The following is a 16,769-nucleotide window of genomic DNA, read 5'->3' on the forward strand; positions in this document are numbered from 1 at the left end:
GGAGTACATCATGAAAAAAACAGGATCAGCCGTCTGGAGTGGCGGCCTTAAAGATGGCAAAGGGTTTATTTCCACCCAAAGCGGCGCGCTCGACAACGTAGCCTATGGCTTCAACACACGCTTCGAAGACGGTCCCGGCAGCAATCCGGAAGAACTCATCGGCGCCGCCCATGCGGCCTGCTTCACCATGGCCCTGTCCGGCCAGCTGGGCGAGGCGGGCTTGCGCGCCACGGCCCTGAAAACCACGGCCGATGTCAGCCTGGAAAAAATCGATGGCAGCTATGCCATCACGGCCGTGCACCTGACCCTCGTGGCCACCATCCCCGGCGCCACCGACGAAGCGTTCCAGGACGCGGCCCTGCGCGCCAAGCTCGGCTGCCCCGTATCCAAATTGCTGGCCACGGAAATCACCCTGGACGCCCATCTGGAGTAATGCCGGCCTGCCGTCCGCTGCCGTCCCATCACCGGACGGCAGGGGCGGCCTCGGCAAGAAAGCCGTAAAACGCATAAAATCCTGCCATTCCCCTATCACCCTCAAGGATTTACGATGCGTATTTTGCACACCATGTTACGGGTCGGCGACCTGCAGCGCTCCATCGATTTTTACACCAAGGTCCTGGGCATGAAATTGCTGCGCACCAGCGACAACCCGGAATACCAATACACGCTGGCCTTCGTCGGCTATGGATCGAATCCCGACCATGCGGAACTGGAACTGACGTATAACTATGGCACCACCAGCTACGAGCTGGGCACGGCGTATGGCCACATCGCCATCTCGGCCGACGACATCGTCGCCGCTTGCGACGCGGCACGCGCGAATGGCGGCAACGTCACGCGCGAACCGGGCCCCGTGAAAGGCGGCAACACGGTCATCGCCTTCATCACCGACCCGGACGGCTACAAGATCGAATTGATCGAGCGCAAGTTCGACGGCCAGGGCGGCGGCCTGTAATACCTCAGCCTGGCTCGGCGGCCTGTGCAATGGCCGCGCGCAGCCAGGCGATGCCCGCGTCACCCTCCGTGCGGCGGTGCCGTATCACTTCAAACGCAAACGGCGCGATGGCAAACGGCGCAGCGTACTGTGCCAGCCCTTGCGCTGCGCTGCCCTGCAAAGCGCGCCGCGCCACCGTCAGGATCAAGTCCGTCCCCCTCACGACATCCGGTGCGACCGTCCAGTACGGCACGCGCACGGCGATGCGGCGCGTCTGTCCCAGCTGGGCCAGGGCCGCGTCGACTTCGGCCGCCATGCCGCCCTCGCTGGACGCCACCAGCACATGGGGACGCGCCAGATAGGTGTCCAAACTCAGCATTTCACCGGCCGCCAGGCTGGCCGGATCGAGCGCGCACGCGAACGTTTCCTCAAATAAAGTTTCTCTGTGTAGCTGCTCGGGCAGTTGCGGGAATACACCGAGCGCCAGGTCGATCTCGCCATCCTGCACGCCAGCGATCACGGCCGGACGGCTGGCGTAGCTGACAGCCAGGTCGATGCCGGGCGCGTCCGCGCGCAAACGCCGCAGCAAAGCGGGCAAGAGCAAGGCCGCGCCGTAATCCGACATGGCCAGACGAAACACGCGCTGCGCCGTGGCCGCCTCGAAGACGGCGCCGCCCAGCACGGAACGCACGCTTTGCAGGGCTTCGGCCAAGGGCCGCGCCAATTCCAGTGCGCGCGCCGTCGGCTGGAAGCCGCCCTTGCCGCGCAGTAGCAGCGGGTCGCCGAGCAGGTGGCGCAAGCGGGCCAGCGCATGGCTGACGGCAGGCTGGCTCATATGTAACCGTTCGGCCGCGCGCGACAAATGGCGCTCGCTGAGCAGCGCATCCAGGATCACCAGCAAGTTCAAATCGACGGCGCGCAGATTATTCATTTCATGCATAGTTGGATGACAAACTACGAATTGGATTTAATCATGACAGCATAATACGATGATCGCATCAACTCAACAAAGATGGAGTCGCACATGTATGGATGGATCACCGTATTTGCCCCGCTGGCCATGCTGGCCGGCGCCGTCGTCCCCTTCCAGGCGGGCGCGAATGCCGCGCTGGGCCGCAACCTGGGCCACCCGCTGTGGGCCACCCTCGCCTCGCTGGCCGTCAGCGCCGTGCTCGCGTCCCTCGTGATGCTGGTCTGGCGGGTGCCGGCGCCGGATGTCCAGCTCGCCATGCGCGGGCCGGGCTGGTCCTGGCTGGGCGGCGCGGCCGGCGTGTTCTATATTACCGCCGCGCTGATGCTGGCGCCGCGCATGGGGTCCGGCCCCTTCATGGCGGCCGTCATCGGCGGGCAAATGCTGGCCGCGCTGGCCATCGACCGCTACGGCTTGCTGGGCTTTGCCGTGAAGCATATTTCTCCGCTGCACTGGGCCGGTGCGGGCCTGGTGGTGGCGGGCGTGATCCTGACGCAAGTGGCCAACAGCCGCGCCGTGTGATAACACGGCAAGACGAAAAAAAACCAGCGCCGTCGCCGGGGCTGGTTTTCATTCAAAGCAAGACCGCGCTTACTTGTCGAGCAAGGCATTGACGGGCATCAAGTCCGTTTCCTTCAGGGTGCCGGCCGCCGCCTTCAGGCGCAAGCCGTTCATGATGGTGTCGTAGCGGGCTTTCGACAGGTCTTTCTGCGTCGAGAACAATTGTTTCTGCGCATTCAACACGTCGATATTGATGCGCACGCCTACTTGATAGCCGAGCTGGTTCGACTCCAGCGCCGATTTGCTCGACACTTCCGCCGCTTCCAGCGCCTTGACTTGCGCCAGGCCGCTATTGACGCCCAGGAAAGCCTGGCGCGCGCCCTGCGAGGCCGTGCGACGTGCCGTTTCCAGGTCGTTGCGGGCCTTGTTTTCCAGCGCGATCGATTCGCGCACCTTGCTGGTGACGGCAAAGCCGCTGAAGATCGGAATGCTCCACTGCACGCCGATGGCATTATTGTTATTGCCGTTGCCATTGCCGCCACCCGAAGAATAGGTATGGCCAGCGTTGGCGATCAGGTCCACGGTCGGGTAGTGGCCGGCGCGGTTGCGGCCGATGTCGCGCTTGGCCGATTCCACATTGAACTGGGCCGTGACGACGCCGTAGTTCTGCTCTTCCGCGGACGACACCCACGGCTCGACGGCAGCCGGTTCGGGCGCGCTGATGACGACGCCCGTGCGCATCGGCGCCAGGGTGGTCGGCGCTTCGCCGATGATGGTTTGCAAGGCGCTGCGCTTGTTGGCCAGGTCATTGATGGCGGCAAATTCCTGCGCCACCACCAGGTCGTAAGCCGCTTGCGCTTCGTGCGTATCGGTAATCGTTTGCGTGCCGACTTCGAAGTTGCGCTTGGCCGATGCCAGTTGCTCCGTCGTGGCGACCTTTTGCGCCTGCGTGGCGCCCAGGTTGTCCTGCGCGCTCAGCACATCGAAATACGCCTGCGCCACGCGGGTGATCAGGTCTTGCTGCACTTGTGCAAATTGCGCTTCGGCAATCGCCTGCGCCAGCTTGCTTTGCTGATAGGTTTCCCAGCGATCCCAGCGGAACAGCGGTTGCGCCAGTGTCAAATTGTAGGCATTCGTGCGCACATTCACGGACGGCGAGGTGATCTTGTTGCCGCCATTGTTCTGGGCGATCTGTTCCTGATTGCCACGCGTATTGCTGCCAGACGCGGAGATTTGCGGCAGCAAGCCTGCCAATCCCTGCGGAACCCGCTCCATCCCGGCCGACAGGGCCGCGCGCGCGCTGGCGTACTGCGCGTCATTGGCCAGCGCCTGCTGGTACACCTGGATGAGATCGGCCGCCTGCGCTTGCAGCGAGTATGTCATCGAGACAAAGGCGCTGGTCATCAGCACGGCGATAAGGGGTTTCCGCATTGCATTTCTCCGTTGGAGTCGTCAAAAGTTGATGGAATCAAAAATCTGCTACCGCTTGCCTTGCGCCCGCCGGGTGAGCGGGGTACAGGCCTCCGCAGGCATGCAGGAAAACATGCCTGGGTGCATCTACTGCAAAATAACTTAGTATTTAGGCATCGCGCTGTCGACTTGCAGCGCCCAGGCATGCACGCCGCCCGTCAAATTACTGATCTTGCCAAAACCATTGCGCTCCAGGAAGGCTGCCACTTGCATGCTGCGCATGCCGTGATGGCAGATGCAGACGATTTCGGCGTCTTCATCGAGGTCATCGATGCGCGCAGGAATCGAATTCATCTGCATCAGGGTGGCACCGTCGAGGTGACACAGGTCGAACTCCCACTGTTCCCGCACGTCCAGCAACAAGGGGCGCGGGCGGGAAGGGTCAGCCAGCCAGGCGGCCAGCTGCGGTGCACTCAAATGCTCCATCGAATCGGTCGCCTCAGAACTGGAAATGCGACGGTGCCACGGCTTGCAGCGGCGTGACATTGGTTTCAAACAGCTTGCGCGTGTCATAAGCCTTGTCCGAGCTGCGCGTGATCAGGTGCGCCGACATGATCGGCGCTTCGCCGATCATGGCCAGGATGCGGCCGCCGACTTTCACTTGTTGCAACAGTGCTTCCGGCAACACGGCCAGGGCGCCGGACACGACGATCACGTCATACGGTGCGCCCTTGCTCCAGCCCTGGGCGCCGTCGCCCAGTTCCACGGTGACATTCGTCACGCCGTTGGCGGCCAGGGTCTGCTCGGCCAGGGTTTTCAATTGGGGAACGATTTCCACGCTCGTCACATGACGTGCCTTGTGCGCCAGCAATGCGGCCATATAGCCGCTGCCGGTGCCGATTTCCAGCACATTTTCATGCTTCTTGACGGCTACGTCTTGCAAAATGCGCGCTTCCAGCTTCGGCGTCAACATGCATTCGCCACCGCCCAGTGGAATTTCGGTATCGACGAAGGCCAGGTTCTTATAGGCGGCCGGCACGAAATCTTCACGCTTGACCACGTTCAACAGCTCCAATACGTCGATATCCAGTACGTCCCATGGACGGATCTGCTGTTCGATCATATTGAAGCGGGCTTGTTCGATATTCATCTTTGGACTCGGTAAGTGAAGTAATAATCCGCCATTTTATCGTTGAACTGGCTGAAAGCACATGTTAACCATAAAGGCGGGGAATGGAGGAAATTTGCGACGATCTGCAGATTTGGGGGGGCGAACCTTGGAAAAGGGGCAACTGAACGGTAGAGGCAAGCTCTACATATCAACTTTTCCCGGGCGCCTCCACCTGCAAGCTGCGCAAGCTCATGTCGATAAAGGCATCCATGTAGGCGACGGGATCGATGTTCTTGACCTCGCACGGCAGGAAGGAGTGCGTCCACATCATCAGCATGGTGACGGGCGCGCTGAGGATGGTGCTGACCAGCACGGGATCGACCTGGCGGAATTCGCCGCGCTGCATGCCCCGTTCCAGCAAGGTGGCGATCAGCGCATTGCCGCGCGTGACCACCTCTTCGTTGTAAAACTGCGCCAGTTCCGGGAAATTGTTCGCTTCGGCCAGCATCAGCTTGGTCAAACCGGCCAGCTTGGTGGCGCCGAATTCTTCCCACCATTGCATCATCATGCTGCGCAACAACTCGGCACTGGTGCTGTCCGAGGCGGCCATGCTGTCTTCCGCCTCGCCGATGGAATGCACGATATTGTCGCGCACCACGGCCTTGAACAGCTCTTGCTTGTTCTCAAAGTACAGGTACAGGGTGCCTTTCGACACGCCGGCCCGCTTGGCCACATCCTCCAGGCGCGTCGATGCGAAGCCCCGTTCGACAAACAGGTCGAGGGCGGCGGCGAGCAATTCCTGCGGGCGGGCATCCTTGCGCCGCTCCCAGCGGGGCTTGGTATCAATCGGGGCTTGCATGTGTCTTTCCAAGTAACTTACTTTTGAGTCATTAATGGTAGACCGGTCTACCGTCAAGGTCAAGCGCTTCCCATGCGCGCGGCGCGGGACATCGTTCGGCACACCGAACACCGGCATTGTACGCTCCGTGCCGGCGTTGGCGGCACCTCCCTCTGGCGCCGGACTGCGGCGCCGGGTGAAGCAGAATGCGTTTCAGCCCCCATTTTGCGCAGTTCGTCGCATTTCCCTGCCAGCCAGCGCACCGCTTTGCTATCTTCTCATCGACAGCACGGCAGCCGCGGCGCGGCAGCCGGCTCTTTTCTTGTCCCGAACTAAAACAATCATAAAGGAAACACCATGCGTACCTTGCTGGCCCTGTGCTGTGCCGTTGCCCTTGGCGGTTGCGCCATCGTCATCAATCCCAACGATGGCGAAGTGCGCTATGCCGATTCCAGCAGCAATGTCATCCAGGGCAATGGGCAAGTGAGCCGCGACGTGCGCCAGGTCAGCACCATCAGCGCGCTCGACATCGACAACATGAAGCGCATCGACATCAAGATCGACGTGCGCGTCGGCCCGACGGCATCGCTGGTGATCGATGCGGACAGCAATCTGCAACCGCTGATCCATAGCGATGTGAACGGCAATACGTTGCGCCTGTGGAGCGACACGAACATTCGCAGCAGCAATGGTATCCACGTCATCTATACGACACCGCAATTGAGGAAGATCAACATCTCCGGCTCGGGCCGCCTGGTGGTCAGCGGTCTGAATGGCGACGATTTCAGCCTGGAACAGCGCGGGTCGATGAAGAGCGAATTGTCGGGCACGACGGGACGCTTCGACGTGGCCAACAATGGCTCGGGCAGCATCAACGCGGCGGCCCTCGCCAGCGGCAACACGGACGCGGTGCAGAACGGTTCCGGCAACATCCAGCTGGGCAGCGTGCACGGCGAACGCATCAACGTGGCCGTCAACGGCTCGGGCAGCATCAGCGCCAACGGCGCCGTGCAGCGCCTGGACGCCAACGTGAATGGCTCGGGCGATGTCAACCTGGCGTCGCTGCGCAGCGACGTTGCCTATCTGGCGAGCAACGGCTCCGGCGACATCGACGTCAGCGTCCAGAATGAAGTCAACGCCCGCGCCAGCGGTTCCGGCCGCATCACCGTGCATGGCGATCCGGCCCGCCGCACTTTGTCGGGCAAGCGCGTCAGCATCGTGCGCTGAACGCGCCCGGGCAACACATGGGAGCCGGCTTGCTATACTGTCGGCTCCTCACCCGCCCGTCTGAACTCCCATGTCACCATCTGCCACCCTGGCATGCCGTCCCTCGTGCGGCGCCTGCTGCACTGCACCGTCCATCACCAGCCCGATTCCCGGCATGCCGGAGGGAAAACCGGCGGGCGTGCGCTGCGTGCAGCTGGCCGATGACAACCGTTGCAAGATCTTTGGCCAGCCGGAACGGCCCGCGTTTTGCGGCGGCTTGCAGCCATCTGCGGAGATGTGCGGCGACAGCCGCGAACACGCGGTGCACTGGCTGGCCGAGCTGGAACGGCTGACGGCGCCCTGAGCGGCGGCGCGCACGGCGTCCCTGCTTGCGTCGCGCTTAGCGCGCGTCTTCCGCTTCCTCGGCGTCGCGCTGCCGCTTGTATTCCAGCAAGGTGGCAATCCCCAGATAGATCAGCAGCAGGCACACGGAGTCGCGTGCATCGCTCCAGCCCAGCGTGCCATGGCGCATCCAATGCAGCGCATTCAACACGATCATCATGCCCAGGATCAACCATCCACTGCGGCGCAGGGCGCGGCCCGGCAAGCTTGCCTTGAAAGAGGTACTTGAAAACATGGCGACCCTTATTTCATTCCATTTTTTACAACACTAACAGAACTTATATCTTTTCGGCAATATTTGACGGAAACCTGCGTACGCTTGACTCTGTTTGCACGTTTGCGTATATTCATGCACATTCTTGCACGTTTATAGGTTCACCATGTCCGCCACCCTGCTCCTCAAACAACGCCACGCGCTGATCCAGCAACAATTGCATGCCGACGGTCGCGTACTGGCGCTGGACCTGGCGCGCCAGCTCGATGTTTCCGAAGATACGATACGGCGCGACCTGCGCGAGATGGCTGCGGCCGGCCTGTGCCAGCGCGTGTATGGCGGCGCCCTGCCGCTGGCGCCGGACGGCGGCACCTTGAGCCAGCGCAAGCAGGAAGCACCGGAACGCAAGGCGCGCCTGGCGCAGGCCGCCGTCTCCCTCGTGCGCGCGGGCCAGGTGCTGTTTCTCGATGCGGGCTCGACCAACCTGGCTATCGCCAGCGCCCTGCCAGAGTTAGCACTTACTGTCATCACCAACGCGCCAGCCATTGCCATGACCTTGATGGAACGCCCGGAAATCGAGTTGATCATGGCTGGCGGCAGGGTCGACCGCCGCGCCGGCGCCAGCCTGGGGCCGCAGGCGCTGCGCACCGTCGAACGCATGCATCCCGACCTGTGTTTCCTCGGTGCTTGCGGCGCCGATGCGGACGCGGGCGTGACAGCCTTCAATTACGACGAGGCGGAATTCAAGCGCAGCATCGCCGGCGCCAGCAAGGCGGTGGTCGTGGCCGTCACCAGCGACAAGCTGGGCACCGCCGCACCCTTTGGCGTATTGGCCACGGGCTTGCTGCAGCACCTGGTGCTGGAAGCCGATGCCGACGCTGCCCACGTGGCCGCCTTTGAACGGCTGGGCGTGCAAGTGTTGCGCGCCCGCGCCTGATTTTATCCACCCCGACTTTGAAAAGCTCCCCCATGCATCTCACCGGCACCCTGCAACAACGCGCCACGCGCCTGGTCTTCTTCGCCGCCGGCCTCGGCATGGCCGCCTGGGCTCCCTTGGTTCCCTACGCCAAGTCGCGCCTGGGCCTCGATGAAGCCACCCTCGGCATTTTGCTGCTGTGCCTGGGCGCTGGCTCGCTGTGCGCGATGCCGTTTACGGGCATGCTCACGGCACGCTTCGGCTGCCGCAAGGTCATCGTCGGCGCCGGCCTGCTGCTGACCGCCATCCTGCCCGGCCTGGCGCTGGCCGCCACGCCGCTGCAACTGGGCCTGGTGTTGCTGGTGTTCGGCGCGGCCATGGGCACGTTTGACGTGGCCATCAATATCCAGGCCGTGATCATCGAAAAAGCCAACGGCGGCGCTATGATGTCGGGCTTTCATGCGCTGTTCAGCGTGGGCGGCTTCGCCGGCGCGGCCTGCATGGCCCTGCTGTTGTGGCTGGGCCTGACGCCGGCCTGGTCCTGCGTGGTGGTGATGCTGCTGCTGTGCGGCGTCCTGGGCGCGGCGCAAGGCCATCTGCTGCCGACGGCGTCCGCCTCCGGCGAAAAGACGCCGCTGTTCGTCATGCCGCATGGCGCCGTCATTTTCATTGGCCTGTTGTGCTTTATCGTCTTCCTGGCCGAAGGCGCCATCCTCGACTGGAGCGCCCTGTTCCTCACCACCACGCGCGGCGTGGAAGAAGCCAAGGGCGGCCTCGGCTACGCCGCCTTCGCCATCGCCATGACGGTGGGCCGTTTCACCGGCGACAAGGTGGTCAGCCACTTTGGCGGCAAGCGCGTGCTCACTTTTGGCGGCTTGTGCGCAGCGGCAGGCTTCTTCCTGGCCGTACTGGCGCCGCACGCCAGCCTGGCCATGCTAGGCTTCGTGCTGATCGGCCTGGGCGCGGCAAATATCGTGCCCATCCTGTTTACGGCGGCAGGCAACCAGCATGCCATGCCGGCCAGCCTAGCCGTGGCGGCCATCACCACCATCGGCTACGCGGGCATCCTGGCCGGCCCGGCCGTGATCGGCTTCGTCGCCCACGCCACCAGCCTGAACATCGCCTTCGCCATGCTGGGCGCCGCCCTGCTGCTGGTGGCGGCCAGCGCGCGCCTGGTGGCGCAGGCAAGACAAGTATCCTGATCCTTCCTCCTGCCTGGCGGACGGCGCTAAAAAAGCGCCGCCCAACTGCGCCCAAATAAGGTCCACGGGCCTGCGGCATGGTAAGCTTCGACCCCGCGCACATTGCTGGCGCCACGCGGTCACCCCATCCTGTCACTTATACCCGTACTTATACCCTTTTATACATCTATGGATCTCATTCTTGCGTTAAAAGCCATCATCATGGGGCTGGTCGAAGGTTTTACCGAATTCTTGCCGATTTCGTCCACGGGACATCTGATCCTGGCCGGCAGTCTGCTCGACTTTACCAAGGATGTCTCGAAAGAAGTCATGGACGTCTTCGAGATCGCCATCCAGGCCGGCGCCATCCTGGCCGTGTGCTGGGAATACCGCCAGCGCATCGGCAGCGTGCTGTCCACCTTCGGCACAGAAGTCAAGTCACGCAAATTCGTGCTGAACGTGGCCATCGCCTTCATTCCACTGGCCGTCATCGGCCTGGCCATCGGCAAGATGATCAAGCATGCGCTGTTCAAGCCAGTACCGGTCGCCATGGCCTTCATCATCGGCGGCATCATCATCTTGCTGGTGGAGCGCCGCGCGCGCACCAATCCCGTCACCGTACGCGTCAACTCGGTCGATGAAATGACGCCGTTCGACGCCCTGAAAGTGGGCTGCGCGCAGGCATTCGCGCTGATTCCGGGCACCAGCCGTTCCGGCTCGACCATCATCGGCGGCATGCTGCTGGGCCTGTCGCGCAAGACAGCCACCGAATTCTCGTTCTTCCTGGCCATCCCGACCTTGTTCGCGGCCACCTTCTACTCACTGTACAAAGCGCGCGACATCCTGTCGGCCACCGACGTGCCCCTGTTCGGCCTGGGCACCGTGGCCGCCTTCATTTCCGCCTTCCTGTGCGTGCGCTGGCTGCTGCGCTACATCAGCTCGCACGACTTCACGTTTTTTGCCTGGTACCGCATTGTGTTCGGCTTGCTGGTGTTGGCCAGCGCCCACTACGGCTGGGTTGTTTGGGCAGAATAAGGCACTATGAATCAAGATCTTAACCAGCGCGCGCTGCACCTGCTGCAAACGGTTTTCGGCTACCCGGCCTTCCGCGGCCAGCAAGCCGACATCGTCGACCACGTCAGCCATGGCGGCGATGCGCTGGTGCTGATGCCCACGGGCGGCGGCAAGTCGCTGTGCTACCAGATTCCCGCGCTGCTGCGCGACGGCGTCGGCGTCGTCGTCTCGCCATTGATCGCGCTGATGCAGGACCAGGTGGACGCGCTGGAGGAAGTCGGCGTGCGCGCCGCCTTCCTCAATTCCACGCAAACCTACGAAGAAGCGAGCCGCATCGAGCGCCTGGTGCGCACGGGCGGCATCGATGTCGTCTACGTGGCGCCCGAGCGCCTGATGACGCAGCGTTGCCTGGACCTGTTCCAGGCCTCGAAGATCTCCCTGTTCGCCATCGATGAGGCGCACTGCGTGGCCCAGTGGGGCCACGACTTCCGTCCCGAATACATCAAGCTGTCGGTGCTGCACGAGCAATTCCCGGACGTGCCGCGCATCGCACTGACGGCCACAGCCGATCCGCAGACGCGCGCCGAAATCGCGCTGCGCCTGCAGCTGGAAGACGCGCGCCAGTTCGTCTCGTCCTTCGACCGCCCGAACATCCGCTACCAGATCGTGGAAAAGGCAAATGGCCGCAAGCAGCTGCTCGACTTCATCAACACGGAACACACGGGCGACTGCGGCATCGTCTACTGCCTGTCGCGTAAAAAAGTCGAGGAGACGGCGGAATTTCTGAACCAGAGCGGCATCCGCGCCCTGCCCTATCACGCCGGCATGGAGTACGCGAAGCGCAGCGCCAACCAGGCGCGCTTCCTGCGCGAAGAAAACATCGTCATGGTCGCCACCATCGCCTTCGGCATGGGCATCGACAAGCCCGACGTGCGTTTCGTCGCCCACCTGGATCTACCGAAAAGCATCGAGGGCTATTACCAGGAAACGGGGCGCGCGGGCCGCGACGGCATGGCCGCCAACGCGTGGATGGCGTACGGCTTGCAGGACGTGGTGCTGCAGCGGCGCATGATCGACGAATCGGAGGCGGACGACACCTTCAAGCGCGTGCTGGGCGTCAAGCTCGACGCCATGCTGGGCCTGTGCGAAACGCTCAGCTGCCGCCGCATGCGATTGCTCGAATACTTTGGCGAACCGGCTTCGCCGTGCGGCAATTGCGACACCTGCCTGGTGCCACCAATCTCGTTCGACGGCACCGTGCCCGTGCAAAAACTGCTGTCGGCCATCTACCGCGTCGACCAGCGCTTCGCCGGCGGCCACGTGATCGACGTGCTGCGCGGCGTGGAGTCCGAACGCATCAAGACCTGGCACCACGACTCGCTGTCCGTGTTCGGCATCGGTTCGGACCTGGGCGAAGCGGAATGGAAGTCGATCCTGCGCCAGGCCATCGCGCTGGGCCTCGTGTCGGTCGACCATGAACAATACAGCTCGCTGAAACTGACGGACGCCTCGCGTCCCGTGCTCAAGGGCGGCCAGAAAGTGCAGCTGCGCCAGTACCAGAAACCGGTGAAAACCAGCAAGCGCAGCACCAGCGTGGCGAAGGGCTATGTCGAGACGGATCTGTCGACCAGCGAGCAGGCGATTTTCGACAAGCTGCGCTGGTGGCGCGTGGAGACGGCGCGCACGCACAATGTGCCGGCCTACGTGATTTTCGTCGACGCCACCCTGCGCGAAATCGCCAAGGCCAAGCCCACCTCGCTCGAGCAGATGCGCGGCGTGAGCGGCGTGGGCGAGAAAAAACTGGCCTCGTACGGCGACGAAATCGTCGCCATGATCCTGGAGATGATTTGATGGAAGATTTGATGGAAGCACTCTCGTCCGACCTGATCTATCAGGCCGTGAAAATTCTCGGCGCCCAGCCCGACGCCGAAGACGCGGTGGAAGCGCAAGTACGGTTACTGGTGCAGGACGATCTCACCGTGCGCCGCCTGGCCGACGTGGTGCCGGAAGCCTTCGGCCTGGTGCTGGCGTCGCACCTTCCCGGCGCCGAAAACATGACCCTGCCCCATACCTTCTGCGCCCAGGACGAGGACGGCGAATGGGTGGAGTTTCCCATGCGCCGCGAGCCGATCTTTGTCGTCGCCGCGGATATCGCCCAGCATACTTTCCACAACGGCCCGCGCGCGCTGATACAAAACCTGGCCAGCCGCAGCTCCCTGCTGTCGGCCATCAACAAGGCCTTGAATGCGGGCGGCTCGCTCGAAGGCACGACCCTGGGTCCGCCATCCTTCTTCGGCCTGCCGGCATCGCTGTACCAGCCGGCGGCATCGACCAGCACGGCCTGACCACTACACTTTGCCCCTGTCCTTGATAACGGAACGCTGCCGCGATGGAAACCAAATGGCTGGAAGACTTCATCTCGCTCGCTGAAACGCATAACTTCAGCCGTTCCGCGGCCCTGCGCCACGTCACTCAGCCAGCATTCTCGCGGCGCATCCAGTCGCTGGAAAACTGGCTCGGCATCGACCTGGTCGACCGCACCTCCTACCCCACGCGCCTGACGCCGGCCGGCGCCGTGTTCTACGAGCAGGCGCTGGAAATGCTGGGGCAGATCAACGGCGTGCGCGCCCTGTTGCGCGGCAAGCGCGCGGCCACGCAAACGAGCGTGGATTTCGCCGTGCCGCATACCCTGTCGCTGACCTTCATGCCGAAATGGCTGACGGCGCTGGAAGAAGGTTTTGCGCCGATCAACAGCCGCCTGATGGCCCTGAACGTGCACGACGCCGTGCTGCAGCTGGTCGACGGCGGCTGCGACCTGCTGCTGTGCTATCACCATCCGCGCCAGCCGGTGCAGCTGGACCCGGGCCGCTACGACATGCTGGTGATGGGCCGCGAAACCCTGCGCGCCTATGCGCGCTGCGGCCAGGACAAGGTGCCGGACTTCGTCCTGCCCGGCAGCGCCAAGGAGCCGCTGCCATTCCTCTCCTACACCAGCAACGCCTACCTGGGACGCATGGTGGAATTGCTGGTGGCCGACGCCAAGGCGCCGCTGTTCCTGGAAACCTGCTACGAAACGGACATGGCCGAAGGCTTGAAGATGATGGCGCTGGAAGGCCGCGGCATCGCCTTCCTGCCCGAATCGGCCGTCATGCGCGACGTCAAATACAAACACCTGGCGCGCGCCGATGGCGGTGCGCCAGGCTGGGAAATCGAGCTGGAAATCCGTTTGTACCGCGAACGCCCATCGAGCCTGCGTCCCGGCAAGCAGATCGTCGAAAGCCTGTGGCAATACCTGGTGCAGTCGCAGGATGGCAAGGCGCGCATGGGCAAGCGCCGCAAACGCGCCACCGAGGCCACCCAGTCCTGACTGGCAATCCTGGCAACACAACTATGCAATAAATGCATAACCGGATGCGCACAAAGCATTGGCCGGGGCATGAGGCTATCGCCTACGATGCGGTTCCGCTGCGCGCAGCTGCATATCGGCTGTGCCTCTAACGTACTCGTATTGTCCAGGAGCTTATCAAGCATGACCAGCAAGCACGCACTTCCTTCCTACCTGAATCCTGAAGACCTTGGCCCATGGGGCGTCTACCTCGAGCAGATCGACCGCGTTACGCCGTACCTGGGCAACCTGTCGCGCTGGGTGGAAACGCTGAAGCGTCCAAAGCGCATCCTGACGGTCGACGTGCCCATCGAGCGCGATGACGGCACCATTGCCCACTACGAAGGCTACCGCGTGCAGCACAATCTGTCGCGCGGCCCGGGCAAGGGCGGCGTGCGCTTCCACCAGGACGTGACGTTGTCGGAAGTGATGGCCCTGTCGGCCTGGATGACGGTCAAGAATGCCGCGGTCAACGTGCCATACGGCGGCGCCAAGGGCGGTATCCGTGTCGATCCGAAAACCCTGTCGCGCAACGAACTGCAACGCCTGACCCGCCGCTACACGAGCGAGATCAGCATGATCATCGGACCGAACAAGGATATCCCGGCGCCGGACGTCAACACGAATGAGCAAGTCATGGCGTGGATGATGGACAGCTACGCCATGATCGGCGGCAACATGTCGACCGGCGTGGTAACGGGCAAGCCAATCTCGCTGGGCGGCAGCCTGGGCCGCCGCGATGCGACGGGCCGCGGCGTGTTCGTCGTCGGTTGCGATGCGGCCGCCAAGGTCGGCATGTCGCTCGAAGGCGCGAAAGTCATCGTGCAAGGTTTCGGCAACGTGGGCGGCGTCGCTGCACGCATGTTCGCTGAAGCCGGCTCGAAAGTGGTGGCGGTACAAGACCACAAGACCACCGTCGTGCACGCTGGCGGCTTGAACATCCCGCAACTGCTGGCACACGTGGCCGAAGTGGGCAGCGTCGAAGGCTTCCCGGGCGCCGAGGCATTCGTGCCACGCGAAGATTTCTGGGGCATCGATTGCGACATCCTGATCCCGGCTGCGCTGGAACAGCAGATCACGGCTGAACGCGCTCAAGTCATTCGCGCCAAGATCATCCTGGAAGGCGCCAATGGCCCGACCCTGCCGGCAGCGGACGACATCCTGACGGACCGCGGCGTGCTGATCGTGCCGGACGTGCTGGCCAACGCCGGCGGCGTAACCGTCAGCTACTTCGAGTGGGCGCAGAACTTCTCGAGCTTCTTCTGGACGGAAGAAGAAATCAACAGCCGCCTGACCCGCATCATGCGCGAAGCGTTCGACGCCGTATGGCAAGTGTCGCAAGAGAAGAAAGTGTCGATGCGTACCGCGACCTTCATCTTGGCGTGCACGCGCGTGCTGCAAGCTCGCGAAGTGCGCGGCCTGTACCCTTAATGGCTGCCTGAGAAAATGCCTGGGGCGTTGTTGCTTCGCCTCGCCGTACTTGCGTACTGTCTTCGGCTTTGCGCCTAGCCCCAGACATTTTTCAGGCGCCATTGGGTTGATGGCGCTCTAAAAAAAATCCCGCCACACTTGCGTGTGAGCGGGATTTTTTGTATCTGCGGACTTGTTTACGCTGCGTAGCCTTGCGGGTTCTGGTGCTGCCAGCGCCAGTGGTCGCGGCACATGTCGTCGATGTTTTTCTGTGCTTGCCAGCCCAGCAGTTCCTTCGCCTTGTCGGCCGAGGCGTAGCAGCTGGCGATGTCGCCCGGGCGGCGCGGCACGATGTCGTACGGTACCTGGCGGCCGCTGGCGGCTTCGAAGGCGCGTACGGTATCGAGCACGCTGTAACCGTGGCCCGTGCCCAGGTTGACGGTAAAGCCGCCCTCGGTGGCAAACAGGCGGTTCAACGCGGCCACGTGGCCCAGCGCCAGGTCGACCACGTGGATATAGTCGCGCACGCCCGTGCCGTCCGGCGTGGCGTAGTCGTTGCCGAAGACGGCCAGGCGCTCGCGGCGGCCCACGGCCACCTGGGCGATGAACGGCATCAGGTTGTTCGGGATGCCGGCCGGATCTTCGCCGATCAAGCCGCTGGCATGCGCGCCCACCGGATTGAAGTAGCGCAACACGCCGACTTGCCACTGTGCATCAGCATGCACGAGATCCGCCAGGATCTGCTCGACCATCAGCTTCGAGCGGCCGTACGGGTTGGTCACGGACAGGCGCGACGTTTCCAGGATCGGCAAGGCTTCCGGGTCGCCATACACGGTGGCCGACGAGCTGAACACAAAACGCTTCACGTTCGCCGCCGCCAGCACTTCCAGCAAGGCCACGGTGCCCGTGACATTGTTGTCCATATACATCAGTGGCTGCGCCACGGATTCGCCCACCGCCTTCAAGCCCGCGAAATGGATCACGGCATCGATGGCGTGTTCGCCCAGGACGGCGGCCATGGCCGCGCGGTCGCGCACGTCCGCTGCATAGAAGGGTACGCTTTTGCCAGAAATGCGCTCCACGCGCGCCATCGCTTCGCGCGCGCTATTGCACAGGTTATCCACCGCGACGACCTCAAAGCCGGCAGCCAGCAATTCGACACAGGTATGCGAACCGATGAAACCGGATGCGCCGGTCACGAGTATTTTCTTGGACATAATATCAATCAATGCAAAAAAGATAAGACTACCGTAATTCACCCGCCCTGCCTAGCCAGC

The 16,769-nt window shown here is 62.9% G+C and carries 19 protein-coding genes; 12 read left to right on the forward strand and 7 right to left on the reverse strand.

Features of this window, described 5'->3' with window-relative positions:
* Positions 1 to 10 precede the first annotated feature (10 nt).
* On the forward strand, positions 11 to 433 hold the full coding sequence (locus O0879_RS17040; RefSeq protein ID WP_035828320.1) for an OsmC family protein: 423 nt from the start codon (positions 11 to 13) through the stop codon (positions 431 to 433).
* 114 nt (positions 434 to 547) lie between these two features.
* On the forward strand, positions 548 to 955 hold the full coding sequence (gene gloA, locus O0879_RS17045) for a lactoylglutathione lyase (RefSeq protein WP_010401713.1): 408 nt from the start codon (positions 548 to 550) through the stop codon (positions 953 to 955).
* A gap of 4 nt (positions 956 to 959) precedes the next feature.
* On the opposite strand, the gene O0879_RS17050 is transcribed toward gloA, so the two are convergent.
* Positions 960 to 1,865 (reverse strand): LysR substrate-binding domain-containing protein, encoded by a 906-nt coding sequence (locus tag O0879_RS17050; RefSeq protein ID WP_289917637.1) that lies wholly within the window; start codon positions 1,863 to 1,865, stop codon positions 960 to 962.
* A 93-nt stretch (positions 1,866 to 1,958) separates the two neighbouring features.
* Between O0879_RS17050 and O0879_RS17055 the strand changes: the two genes are divergently transcribed.
* Positions 1,959 to 2,426, forward strand: a complete 468-nt coding sequence (locus tag O0879_RS17055; RefSeq protein ID WP_289917639.1) for a DMT family transporter — start codon at positions 1,959 to 1,961, stop codon at positions 2,424 to 2,426.
* Positions 2,427 to 2,495: 69 nt separating this feature from the next.
* Here O0879_RS17055 and O0879_RS17060 read toward each other — a convergent pair whose 3' ends face one another.
* The 4 genes from O0879_RS17060 to O0879_RS17075 all read right to left on the reverse strand — a co-directional run bounded on the left by O0879_RS17060 (position 2,496) and on the right by O0879_RS17075 (position 5,785).
* Positions 2,496 to 3,836: a TolC family outer membrane protein gene (locus O0879_RS17060; protein ID WP_099666320.1), complete on the reverse strand. Its 1,341-nt coding sequence runs from the start codon at positions 3,834 to 3,836 to the stop codon at positions 2,496 to 2,498.
* Between the two features lie 141 nt (positions 3,837 to 3,977).
* A complete protein-coding gene (locus tag O0879_RS17065) occupies positions 3,978 to 4,301 on the reverse strand; it encodes a rhodanese-like domain-containing protein (protein ID WP_034745954.1) in 324 nt (107 codons plus the stop codon).
* Between the two features lie 13 nt (positions 4,302 to 4,314).
* The gene (locus O0879_RS17070; RefSeq protein WP_289917640.1) at positions 4,315 to 4,965 is read right to left on the reverse strand and encodes a protein-L-isoaspartate O-methyltransferase; all 651 of its coding nucleotides are present in this window, start codon (positions 4,963 to 4,965) and stop codon (positions 4,315 to 4,317) included.
* A 169-nt stretch (positions 4,966 to 5,134) separates the two neighbouring features.
* Positions 5,135 to 5,785: a TetR/AcrR family transcriptional regulator gene (locus tag O0879_RS17075; protein ID WP_099666319.1), complete on the reverse strand. Its 651-nt coding sequence runs from the start codon at positions 5,783 to 5,785 to the stop codon at positions 5,135 to 5,137.
* 336 nt (positions 5,786 to 6,121) lie between these two features.
* Here O0879_RS17075 and O0879_RS17080 point away from each other — a divergent pair, with 336 nt between their 5' ends.
* Positions 6,122 to 6,991: a head GIN domain-containing protein gene (locus O0879_RS17080; protein WP_289917642.1), complete on the forward strand. Its 870-nt coding sequence runs from the start codon at positions 6,122 to 6,124 to the stop codon at positions 6,989 to 6,991.
* A gap of 70 nt (positions 6,992 to 7,061) precedes the next feature.
* Positions 7,062 to 7,334, forward strand: coding sequence for a YkgJ family cysteine cluster protein (locus O0879_RS17085; protein ID WP_289912879.1), 273 nt, complete (start codon positions 7,062 to 7,064; stop codon positions 7,332 to 7,334).
* A gap of 36 nt (positions 7,335 to 7,370) precedes the next feature.
* Here O0879_RS17085 and O0879_RS17090 read toward each other — a convergent pair whose 3' ends face one another.
* Positions 7,371 to 7,607: a hypothetical protein gene (locus O0879_RS17090; RefSeq protein ID WP_077408729.1), complete on the reverse strand. Its 237-nt coding sequence runs from the start codon at positions 7,605 to 7,607 to the stop codon at positions 7,371 to 7,373.
* A 145-nt stretch (positions 7,608 to 7,752) separates the two neighbouring features.
* Between O0879_RS17090 and O0879_RS17095 the strand changes: the two genes are divergently transcribed.
* From O0879_RS17095 to O0879_RS17125, 7 genes are all read left to right on the forward strand, one after another.
* Positions 7,753 to 8,523 (forward strand): DeoR/GlpR family DNA-binding transcription regulator, encoded by a 771-nt coding sequence (locus O0879_RS17095; protein WP_289917643.1) that lies wholly within the window; start codon positions 7,753 to 7,755, stop codon positions 8,521 to 8,523.
* Between the two features lie 32 nt (positions 8,524 to 8,555).
* A complete protein-coding gene (locus O0879_RS17100; RefSeq protein WP_289917646.1) occupies positions 8,556 to 9,704 on the forward strand; it encodes an MFS transporter in 1,149 nt (382 codons plus the stop codon).
* A 168-nt stretch (positions 9,705 to 9,872) separates the two neighbouring features.
* Positions 9,873 to 10,718, forward strand: a complete 846-nt coding sequence (locus O0879_RS17105; protein WP_289903260.1) for an undecaprenyl-diphosphate phosphatase — start codon at positions 9,873 to 9,875, stop codon at positions 10,716 to 10,718.
* Between the two features lie 6 nt (positions 10,719 to 10,724).
* On the forward strand, positions 10,725 to 12,548 hold the full coding sequence (gene recQ, locus O0879_RS17110; RefSeq protein ID WP_289917648.1) for a DNA helicase RecQ: 1,824 nt from the start codon (positions 10,725 to 10,727) through the stop codon (positions 12,546 to 12,548).
* An 11-nt stretch (positions 12,549 to 12,559) separates the two neighbouring features.
* Entirely contained in the window at positions 12,560 to 13,042 is a 483-nt protein-coding gene (locus O0879_RS17115) for a hypothetical protein (RefSeq protein ID WP_289917650.1), read from the forward strand.
* Positions 13,043 to 13,086: 44 nt separating this feature from the next.
* Positions 13,087 to 14,064: a LysR family transcriptional regulator gene (locus O0879_RS17120; RefSeq protein ID WP_034785859.1), complete on the forward strand. Its 978-nt coding sequence runs from the start codon at positions 13,087 to 13,089 to the stop codon at positions 14,062 to 14,064.
* 162 nt (positions 14,065 to 14,226) lie between these two features.
* The gene (locus O0879_RS17125) at positions 14,227 to 15,513 is read left to right on the forward strand and encodes a Glu/Leu/Phe/Val dehydrogenase (protein ID WP_034785857.1); all 1,287 of its coding nucleotides are present in this window, start codon (positions 14,227 to 14,229) and stop codon (positions 15,511 to 15,513) included.
* A 176-nt stretch (positions 15,514 to 15,689) separates the two neighbouring features.
* Here the strand turns inward: O0879_RS17125 and galE are convergent, their stop codons facing one another.
* The gene (galE, locus tag O0879_RS17130) at positions 15,690 to 16,709 is read right to left on the reverse strand and encodes a UDP-glucose 4-epimerase GalE (RefSeq protein WP_289917654.1); all 1,020 of its coding nucleotides are present in this window, start codon (positions 16,707 to 16,709) and stop codon (positions 15,690 to 15,692) included.
* Between the last annotated feature and the right edge of the window lie 60 nt (positions 16,710 to 16,769).

This window comes from Janthinobacterium sp. SUN120 (assembly GCF_030397735.1).
Taxonomy (GTDB): domain Bacteria; phylum Pseudomonadota; class Gammaproteobacteria; order Burkholderiales; family Burkholderiaceae_D; genus Janthinobacterium; species Janthinobacterium kumbetense.